The 9,577-nt window shown below is 73.4% G+C and carries 8 protein-coding genes and 1 pseudogene; 1 reads left to right on the top strand and 8 read right to left on the bottom strand.

The window, feature by feature from the left end; all coding sequences use genetic code 11:
- The 7 genes and pseudogenes from PSH25_RS24485 to PSH25_RS24455 form a co-directional block, all read right to left on the bottom strand.
- Nucleotides 1-250 (bottom strand): annotated as a pseudogene (locus PSH25_RS24485) (type III PLP-dependent enzyme); the annotation flags it as partial.
- Nucleotides 247-1,845: an IucA/IucC family protein gene (locus PSH25_RS24480; protein ID WP_238661306.1), complete on the bottom strand. Its 1,599-nt coding sequence runs from the start codon at nucleotides 1,843-1,845 to the stop codon at nucleotides 247-249. The pseudogene PSH25_RS24485 and the gene PSH25_RS24480, both read right to left, overlap by 4 nt.
- Nucleotides 1,842-3,470, bottom strand: a complete 1,629-nt coding sequence (locus tag PSH25_RS24475) for an IucA/IucC family protein (RefSeq protein ID WP_238661305.1) — start codon at nucleotides 3,468-3,470, stop codon at nucleotides 1,842-1,844. Before PSH25_RS24475 ends, PSH25_RS24480 begins: the two co-directional genes overlap by 4 nt.
- Complete coding sequence (locus PSH25_RS24470) at nucleotides 3,467-4,636, bottom strand: ATP-grasp domain-containing protein (protein WP_274527907.1); 1,170 nt, start codon at nucleotides 4,634-4,636, stop codon at nucleotides 3,467-3,469. The genes PSH25_RS24475 and PSH25_RS24470 overlap by 4 nt, the downstream gene beginning before the upstream one ends.
- 47 nt (nucleotides 4,637-4,683) lie before the next feature.
- Entirely contained in the window at nucleotides 4,684-6,186 is a 1,503-nt protein-coding gene (locus tag PSH25_RS24465; protein WP_238661303.1) for an MFS transporter, read from the bottom strand.
- Nucleotides 6,183-7,442: an MFS transporter gene (locus tag PSH25_RS24460; RefSeq protein WP_238661302.1), complete on the bottom strand. Its 1,260-nt coding sequence runs from the start codon at nucleotides 7,440-7,442 to the stop codon at nucleotides 6,183-6,185. Before PSH25_RS24460 ends, PSH25_RS24465 begins: the two co-directional genes overlap by 4 nt.
- Nucleotides 7,439-8,149, bottom strand: a complete 711-nt coding sequence (locus PSH25_RS24455) for a siderophore-interacting protein (protein WP_238661301.1) — start codon at nucleotides 8,147-8,149, stop codon at nucleotides 7,439-7,441. Before PSH25_RS24455 ends, PSH25_RS24460 begins: the two co-directional genes overlap by 4 nt.
- Before the next feature lie 81 nt (nucleotides 8,150-8,230).
- On the opposite strand from PSH25_RS24455, the gene PSH25_RS24450 reads away from it, so the two are divergent.
- Nucleotides 8,231-8,791 (top strand): GNAT family N-acetyltransferase, encoded by a 561-nt coding sequence (locus PSH25_RS24450; RefSeq protein ID WP_238661300.1) that lies wholly within the window; start codon nucleotides 8,231-8,233, stop codon nucleotides 8,789-8,791.
- A gap of 22 nt (nucleotides 8,792-8,813) precedes the next feature.
- On the opposite strand, the gene PSH25_RS24445 is transcribed toward PSH25_RS24450, so the two are convergent.
- Nucleotides 8,814-9,512, bottom strand: a complete 699-nt coding sequence (locus PSH25_RS24445) for a hypothetical protein (RefSeq protein ID WP_238661299.1) — start codon at nucleotides 9,510-9,512, stop codon at nucleotides 8,814-8,816.
- Between the last annotated feature and the right edge of the window lie 65 nt (nucleotides 9,513-9,577).

Genomic DNA, 9,577 nt, shown 5'->3' with positions numbered 1-9,577 from the left:
CGTCGGTCTTGCCCGGCCCGGCGTACGCGGCCGGCGCCCGTCCCGGCAGCACCTCGGCCAGCCTCCGCAGCTCGCCCCGGCTCGCGGCCTCGAACCCGTCGACGATCGGGGCGAGGGTTCGCAGCACACCGGGGTCCGGGTTGGCCTTCACCGCGTAGAGCAGCTCGACCGGCCGGGGCAGCGCCTCCCGGATGGCCCGGGCCTGCCCGGCCAGCGCGTCGAGGTCGTGGACGTAGACCGGTCGGGTCACCGTGGCCCACCCATCGGGTTCGGCACCGGCACGAACGGCGCGGCCCGGTCGGCGTCGCGCCGCCACCGGACCAGCAGGTTCGCCTTGGCCAGCAGCGGCTCCCCGGTCAGCAGCGCGCGCAGCTCCGCCGGCTCACCGAGGTCGGCGGACACCGCCTCGACGACGGCGCGCAGCTCCTGCCACAGCCGTCGTTCGATTCCCGGACGCGCGTCGGCGAGGGCCCCGCTGATCCCACCGAGATGGTTGACGAACAGGCAGTAGACGATCCGGCGGTGGGCGGCCCGGGGACCGTAGCGGACCTGCGCCGGGACGCCGTCCGGCCAGGTGTCCCACCGATCGGCGTCCAGCTTCACCCCCTCCAGGTCGCGCAGCAGCATGCGTACCGGACGGCGGTCCCGGTCGAGCACGACGACCACGTTCTGCAGGTGCGCCTCGTGCACGACGCCGTGGCTGAGCCAGCCGCGCAGCACCGCCGGCACCAGCAGACCGACGTACGCGCGCCACCAGGCCACCGGATCCGGTGTCACCAGCGGCGTCGCGGCCAGCGCCGCCGCCAGCACCGGCGTGTCGCCGGGACGTAGGTGCGGGCGCAGACCGCCGCGCAGGATCGTCCCGTACGCCTCGTCCAGCCCGGGAAGGTCGACCGTGCGGTAGGCGGGCTCGGCGAGCAGCCCCACCCCGTCCGGCAGCGGCACCCCGGCCAGCAGGTCCGTCAGCGCCACCGCCCCGGTGAGTTCGTAGCGGGCGTTCTTGCGCAGGCAGTTGGTGATCCGCACGTGCAGGCTGGTCTTCACGAACAGGTCGGCCTCGGGGGCGTAGAGGGTGCGGACGCTGGCGGTCGGCCGTACCGGCACACCAGCCGCCCCCAGGTCGCGCAGCCGTGGGTGGATGGGCGGGGCCAGCGACAGCTGCCAGGGGTGCACCGGCAGGACGCGGTGCCCACGCGGGGGCCGTGGCGGGTCGAGGGCTGCCACCAGCGGATCGAACGGCCCGGCGTCGGCGATCAAATCGTCCGGTACGGCCAGCCAGTGCAGCCGGAACGCGGTGCGCAGCTCCGGCGCGTACGCCCGCCAGCTGTCCGGGTCACCGCTGCGCCACTTGGGGGTGGGGTGGTGCGGGTGGCCGAAGACCAGCGACTGCTCGGAGTCGACGTACGCGTCGATGGCGGGCTCACCGGTGGGGGTCGGGTCCTCGGCCGGTCGGTCGGCCAGCAGCCGGGCCACGGTGTCCCGGCTGGCCCGGACCTGCTCGACGAACTCGTCGTTCACCAGCCCGGTACGGGTGGTGAGCTCCGCCGCGACCAGGGCGGCCAACCCGTCCGCGTCCAGGTCTGCCCACCGTCCGCCGCCGGTGCTCCGTTGGACCGGGCCGGTGTAGCGGTGCGCGCCGAGCGGCGAGAGTCGCGCGACCTCGCAGCGCACGGTGACGTCGAGGTGCCGCAGCAGCAGCCGTACGGCACCGTCGACCACGGTCGGGGTGCCGTCCGGCGGGGCCAGCTCGCGCAGCAGGCAGCCGAAGACGGCGTGGGCGGCGGCCAGGTCGGCGCGCGGACCGGTGTCGCTGGCCGGCCGGGAGCGCAACTGTGCGCTCGTCATCGTGTCTCCCGCAGGTAGTTCGGGCCGGTACGCAGGTAGTACTTGTTGATGTCGGCGCAGCCCAGCCGCTGTTTGGGCAGCAGCGTGCCGGCGGTGAGCATCGCCTTGATGGGCAACTGGGTGGCGTGCAGAACCCGCTCGGTGAAGGTCCGCGCCGCCGGTCCGTCGCCCCACCGGTCGCGGGCGGCGGCGAGCCGGGGCGCCAGCGCTTCGGCGGGTGTCGGCACGGGCAGACCTCGGGCGGCCAGGGCGACCAGGGGCGCGGCGGCGGCCAGGTGCAGGGTGATGGTGATGAACACGTCGGCCAACTCCTGCGGGTCACGCACCCACATCCGGTCGTCGTGCAGGGCGAGGCCGCTCGGGCCGTCGTGCCGCCTGTCGAGCCGGGCGCCGTCGTTGTCCTTGTAGAGCAGGCCGACCGTGCCGTCCGGGTGCACCAGCAGGTGGATGTTCTGCGGGTGCGCCTCCAGGGCGATCCCGTGGCGTAGCCAGAGGAAGACGTGCCAGTCGAGCAGCAGGTCCAGATAGGACTCCAGCAGCGCGACGGGCCGCTGCGGGCTGATCCGTTCGAGGACCGTGCCCGCCACCGGGTCGGCGGCGGCGAGAGCCGCGACCGGCACCACCTGGACGCCAGCCAGGTCGCACGGAAATCGGCGCAGCAGGAAACCGCGTCGCTCGTCTCCGTCGACGTGCGCCCAGGTGCTCTCGTCGGCGTGCCGGACCCGGCCGGCGAAGCTCGGTTCGGCGCTGGCGATCCGGTCGAGCAGCGCGGCGACGGCCGCGCCGTCGGCGAGCGAGCCCGGTTGCAGCGTGCGTCGGTTGCGCGCGCCGAGGCTCGCGGTCGGCAGCGGCAGTTTGAGGTGCAGGTACGGGTCGTCCTCCAACGCCACCGTCCGCATGGAGAGGGTGGGTCGTACCGGAGTCACCGGCAGGTCGGCCACCGGGAGCGCGTCGCGGGCCACGGTGATCGGATGCGCCGGCAGCAGCAGTTGACCCGGTCGCGGCGCGCGCGGCCACCACGAGGGGAGGTCACCCGCGAGCCGGACGTCCTCGGCGGGGACGGCGTACCAGCGCAGCGCGAAGCGTGGGGCGTGCTCCGGGGCGTACCGGAGCAGTTCGTCGTCGCGGAGACCGTGCCGGCACCGGTCGGTGGGGTAGACGGGGTGGCCGTGGTGGGCGGCGAGCACGTCGTCCAGGAGCGCCGCCGGCAGGCCGGTCGGGGTGAGCGCGCGTTCGGCGGCGACCTCGGTGAGCACCCGCGCCCGGTTACGGGCGGCGAGCCGTCGGGCCCGCAGGTCGGCGCGGCACTCGACGCCGAAGTCCCGCCAGCCGGCCTCGGCCTCGGCGTTGTCACGCGGGGCGAGCAGCGTCAACAGCCCGTCCAGCGTCTCCGTACGCTGCGGGTCGCCGTCGCCGACCACCAGCAGCACCAGCGGCGCGGCGCTGCGCAGGGCCTGCTGGAACCCGTCCGCCCGGACCGGAATGCGCAGCAGGCCAGCGGGGTGCGGCACCTGCCACCAGTCGGGCCCGTCCGGTCGGCCGGCGCTGCGCAGACCGAGGTGATCCTCGCGCAGCAGGGCGTCGAGCACCCGGGCGAAGACCTCCTGCTCGCAGTCGTCGCTCACTCGACGATGGTCCACTTGAGGTCGCCGCGGAGGGCGGCCAGCGACTGCCGGACGCTGCCCTCGTCGGGGCCGATCCCGTGCAGCACGGCGAGGTAGTCGCGGTTCGTGCCGGTGTGCTCGGCGGTGCGGCCCACCTCGCGCAGCGGACGGCAGCCCAACCGGACGTCGCCGTGAACGGTGTCGAGCGGGCCCGGTGCGGCGACGAGGCGGCCGGACCGGTCCGCGCAGACGTACTCGACCCGGGCGTAGCGGTCGACGGTGTCGGGCAGGCCGAGGGCGGTCAGCGGCTCGCCGAGGTGCAGCCGGATGACGTACTCGAACAACGGCACACCGAGCAGGTCGGCGAGGACCAGGTCCATCCGGTCGCCGATGAGGCGGTAGTTCACCTCGATGAGCCGGACCCGGCCGGCGGAGATGACGTACTCGGTGTGGCAGGCACCGAAGCCGACCCCGAGCGCGTCGAGCCGCGCCCGCAGCTGGGTGCGCGCCTGCTCCGCCGGGGGCGACCAGGCGAGGCTCTCCTCGGTGAAGGTCGGTGGCGGGCCGAGGCCGGTGCGCCACCCGCCGAGGGAGGCCAGCTCGGTGCCGTCGCCGAGGGTCTCGAAGGTCCGCAGTTCGCCGTCGAGGTACTCCTCGACCACCAGGGCCACGTCCGGCCGCCGGCCACGGATCTCGGCCACCCGGGCGGCCAGCTCGGCATGGTCGGCCACCAGGTACGCGTCCTCACTGGCCACCCCCTCGCGGGGTTTGACCACCGCCGGAAACATCCCGCTCGGCACCTCCGGCGCGGCGCCGGGGTCGACGGTGACGGTGCGTACCAGATCGAGGCCCGCAGCGGCGACCGCCCGGCGGGCCGCGGCCTTGTCCTTGCAGAGACGGGCGGCGTCCGGGTCCTTGCCGGGCAGGCCGAGCTTTCGGGCGGCGATCGCGGTGGCCTCCTGGAGATGGTCGCTGTTGGACAGTAGCGCCACCGGTCCGGTGGGTGCCGCCGCCGCGACCACCGCGGCCGGGTCGCGGACCGCGCACCGCGCCACCCGCACGTCCGCCGGCCATTCGGCGGGCCGGTCGGTCAGCACGGTGGTCGACAGCCCGAGCGCCGCCGCTGCCGGGAGGAACCCGTCCAGGACGGCGTCGGTGGGGTTGAGCGCGGTCAGGTAGAGCGGCATACCGCCTCCGTCGACTACCACGATGTCACTATTAGGGTAGCCTACCCTTATTGGACTGATTTGGTGCGGTCTGCCCGGTGTAGCAACCCGGCGGCCACCAGGCCACCGATCAACACCGCTGCCGCACCCACCAACTGCCCCGTCTCCAGCGCCGAGGCGAAGGCGACCGTCACGGCCTCCCGTTCCGCCCCTTCACCGGCGGCGGCGAGAGCCGCCGGAAACGACCCGGCGCCGGCCAGGGCCGCCGGCAGCAGCGCCGCGAACCGGGCGTTCAGCACGGCACCCAGCACCGCGATGCCGAGGCTGCTGCCCACCTCGGTCATGGTGCCGTCGACACCCGCGCCCGCGCCGGCCTTCGCCGCCGGAATCGCGCTCATCACCGCCTCGACGATGGCCGGGTTGGCCAGCGCGCAACCGACACCCATGACGAGCAGCCCGACCAGCAGCACCCCGTACCCGTCGGACGGAAAGAGGGTGACCAGCGCGAGACCAGCCGCGAGCAGCGTCATGCCGACGGCGATGGCGGCCGCCAGGCCGAGCCGACGGATCACGCTGGCGACGACACCACTGACGTTGAGCAGCACGATGGACAGCGCGAAGGGTGCCATCCGCAGACCGGCCTCCCAGGCGGGATACCCACGGATGAACTGGAGGTGCTGGGTGAGCAGGAACAGCGCTCCGGTGGCGCCGAACGTGATCAGCACGATTCCGGAGATCGCACCGACGAAGCGCGGGTCCCGGAAGAAGCCCATGTCCAGCATCGGGTGCGCGATCCGTCGCTCCCACCGCACGAAGATCCCGAGCAGGAGTACGCCGACGACCGCCGCGCCGATCACCTCGGTCGACGCCCACCCGCGCTCCGGGCCGGAGATGATCGCCCAGACCACCGCGGTCAGGCCGGCGGTGGAGAGCACCGCGCCGAGCACGTCGAGTCGGCCGCCGGCCGGCCCACGGGACTCGGGCACCAGCGCGCGACCGACGAGCAGGCAGACCAGCACGATCGGCACGTTCATCAGGAAGATCGCGCCCCACGGCAGGTGCGCGAGGATCGTGCCGCCGATCGGTGGCCCGATGGCGAAGCCCAACGCGCTGGTGGCCGCCCAGATGCCGATCGCCCGGGACCGCTCGGCGGCGTCGAAGACCTGCATCGCCACCGCGAGCGTCGCGGTGACCAGCAGCGCGCCACCGACACCCATCCCGGCCCGCGCGGCGATCAGCTGCCCGCTGGTGCCGGCCAGACCGGCGGCCAGCGAACCGACCCCGAACAGCACGAGCCCGGCGAGCAGCATCCGGCGGCGGCCGTACCGGTCGGCGGCGCTACCGGCGGTCAGCAGCAACCCGGACAACACCAACGCGTACGCGTTGATCATCCATTGCACCTCGGCGGTGCTGGCGCCCAACTCGGTGGTGAGCACCGGCACCGCCACGGTCAGCACGGTGTTGTCCAACACCACGACCAGTTGCGCGACGCACAGCACGGCCAGGATGAGCCATCGCTGTGGCAGTCGTGCCGATGTCGCGGTGTCGGTGGCCGGCTGGACGCTGGTCACGCCACCGCCTTGACGCCGTCCACTGCGGGCTGCTCGGCCGACGGGCCGACGGTGGGGCCGGGCCGGTGCGGGAATCGCCGCTGATGGGCGAGGCCGAGGGCGACGCCGGCGGCCACCAGCACGATGGCCGCGACCGCGACCGCCGGATAGCCGACCCGGTCGGCCGCCGCGAGACCGATGGACGCCGCCAAGAACGAGCAGACCAGGCCGAACGACGACAGCACGGTGAAGTCGGTGCCCCCGGTGTCCGGCCGGGAGTAGTCCATGTTGACCGTGTAGAGCACGACGTTGGCGATGGTGTAGGCCACCATGAAGCAGCAGAGCGCGGCGACCGTCCCGCCCAGCGGCGCGCGGCCGTTCATCAGCGGCAACAGCAGCAACGTCGACACGGTGAGCGCCACGCCGCCGACCACGAGCACGCCGCCGCGCCCGAACCGCCCGATCCCGAGCCCCGCGACCAGACCCGCCACGATGGCCGGGGCGCTGGTCACCACGCCGGTGACGACGCCGATCCGACCCAACGACCACCCGGCGTCGACAAGCGCCGGGGTGACCAGGGCGTACGCCATGCCCGCGCCGACGTAGACCAGCGGCACCACGCCGAATGTCCACCACCGGCAGCCCGGCTGGCCGAACACCGACAGCAACGCCCGGTAGGCCGCGCCGACCCGTTCCACCCGATCGGTACGCGGAGGCTCCCGGAACCGCCACACCACCAGCAGGCCGACCGCCGTCATCGCGGCCAGCAGGCCGATCGCCGGCGCCCAGCCGAACTGGTCGTAGACCAGGACGCAGGCTCCGCCACCGAGCAGGTTGCCGAGATAGCTCGCGGCGACCTGGATGCCGTTGCCGGTCCCCCGGGCCGACTCGGCGAGCATCCGGACCGCGACGGCGTCCACGGCGATGTCCTGGGTGGCCGAGAAGAACACGTACGCGGCGCAGATCGCGATGATCGGGCCCAGCGCGTCGGCCGGGCTGGAGAACGGCAGCAGCGCCAGCAGGGCGAGCACCAGGGCGGTCTGGAGCACGAGCAGCCAGGAGCGGTAGTGGCCGCGGTGCCGCGAGCCGTACCGGTCGAGGATCGGCGCCCAGAGGAACTTGATGGGCCAGATCAGGCCGACGATCTGCAACAGCGCCAGCGTGTCCAGCGAGGTGCCGCCGTCGCGCAGGATGGCGGTGAGCCCGACGGTGATGAAGCCGACGCCGAGGTACTGGGTGACGTACAGCGCGGTCAGGGTGCCGAGCCGGCCCTTCATGCCGCTTTCCAGTAGCCGAGGGAGGTCAACCGGTCCTTGTCGACGCTAAGCGTCTTGCGGAGGTGTCGGGTGATGCCCCGGGTGGTGGCCGCCTCGCAGGCCACCCAGTAGTGGCCCGCGCCGCTGGTCGGCAGGGCCGCGCAGACCGTGTCGACGAGATGTTGGCCCTCGTCGCGTCGGGGCACCCAGGTGACGTCGTGGTGCGCCCGAGCCCGCGGCGCGAGCGCCTTCTCGCCCTCGTGGGCGTACTCCAGCCAGACCGTCGCCGGGATGTCGGCACCCGCGTCGAGCAGGCTGTTCACCGCAGGCAGGGAGGCCGCGTCGCCGACCAGGTAGAGGTGCTCGGGCGCGGGGTCGGGCAGTTCGAACGCGCTGCCCTGCATGGTCGCGCCGATGGTGTCGCCGACCTTGGCCGTGGTGGCCCAGCGGGCCGCACAGCCGTCGTGGATGGCGAATTCGAGGGTGAAGCGGCCGGTGGTCGGATTGGGGTCCACCAGCGTGTACGCGCGCTGGTGGGCCCGGCCGTCGTTGTCGAACCACAGCCGGATCCACATGGTGGGGTGCACCCCACACGTCTCCAGCAGGCCGCCCCCGTCCAGGAGGAGCCGCTGGTAGTGCCCGTCGATCGACTCGGTGCCCAGGACGGTCAACCGAAAGTCCCGCCCTCCCATGGCCTTGAGGACCAGGGCCTCCCAGTTCCGTTTCACGCACCCCTCCAGGTAAGGTCATCCTTGGTTAGGGGAGGTTAACCTAAGTTGCACCCCGGATGGAACAGAGGACAGCGCCCGATGACGTACCAGGAGAAGATCGCCGGTCTCGGCGAGCTGTCGTTGGTGACCGTGGACCCGGAACGGGACGCCGCCCTCCTGCACGGGTGGGTGACCCTCCCCCGCAACTCCTTCTGGGGCATGGGTTCGCACACCCTCGAAGAGGTACGCGAGATCTACGCCTTTGTGGACAGTCTGCCCACGCACCACGCGTACCTGATCACGGTCGACGGGGACCCGGTCGGCCTCTTCCAGAGCTACCAGCCCGAGGCGGACCCGGTCGGCGAGCGCTACCCCGTCCAGCCCGGCGACGTGGGGATGCACCTGCTGCTCAGCCCCGACCGACGCCTCGCCCGGAGCCTCACCAACGCGGTCGGCCCGGCCGTCGCCCGCTTCCTGTTCCGCGACCCGGCCGCGCAGCGGATCGTGGTCGAGCCGGACGTCCGCAACCACCTGGCCCTGCGCCGACTGGAGATCGAGGGCTTCACCTTCGACTCGGAGATCGACATGCCGGACAAGCGGGCCCAACTCGCGTTCCTGACCCGGGCCCGGTTCACGGCGCGACACCCGACGCCGGCCTGACCACCGCCGCGCCCGGCGACCCTCAGCTGTTGGCGTTCCAGAAGCCGACGAGGGTCGCGGTCCACCAGGCGAGCTGCGAGATCGTGGCGGCGGCGACGCCGGGCAGCAGGACGGACCAGGGCAGCCGGCCCCGCACGGCCACGAGTCGATCCCGGACCCGGCCGAGGAACAGCCCGTTGATGCCGACCACCAGCACGGCGAGCAACTTGACCCAGACCAGCCCGGACGACGTGTCCGGCCCGAGGGCGGCCCCACTGGCGAGCAGACCCACCAGGCCCAGCCAGATGAGCAGGTGCGCACCGCGTGCGGCGGTCAGCACCGTGCCGAGCGGTTCCCGGCGCAGCAGCCAGCGGAGGCTGAACCAGTCCACCGTCAGCACCGCGCCGAAGCCCACCACGAGGCAGGTCAGGTGGCAGAAGAGGGCAACCATCCGCGCACCCGGCGAGAGGGTGACGTGCGGCGCGACGAGGATGGCGAGCAGCCACCCGAGACCGACAGTCAGAACCGAGGCGACGACCGCGGCGCGACCGGCGGCGCGACGGTGGCCACCGCGCCAACCTGCCGCCGGCACCGAGGCGGCCGCGTCGGGCGGCGATGCGCTCGGGGGGCGGGGCGTCGCGCGCCGGACCGGACGGACGGCGTCCGACGTGACGGCACGGTGGGCGGGGCGGGACGCCCGGGACGGGGGACGGAGGTCGGCGTGCAGGTCAGACGTCCGCATCGGCCGATTTCCTGGACCGCATGGTCAGCCGCGCGGTGCGGCGGTGGGGGCGCCGGGCCGGTCGT

The organism is Micromonospora foliorum (assembly GCF_022229015.1).
GTDB lineage: Bacteria > Actinomycetota > Actinomycetes > Mycobacteriales > Micromonosporaceae > Micromonospora > Micromonospora foliorum.
This window is presented reverse-complemented; position numbering and strand designations above follow the sequence as displayed.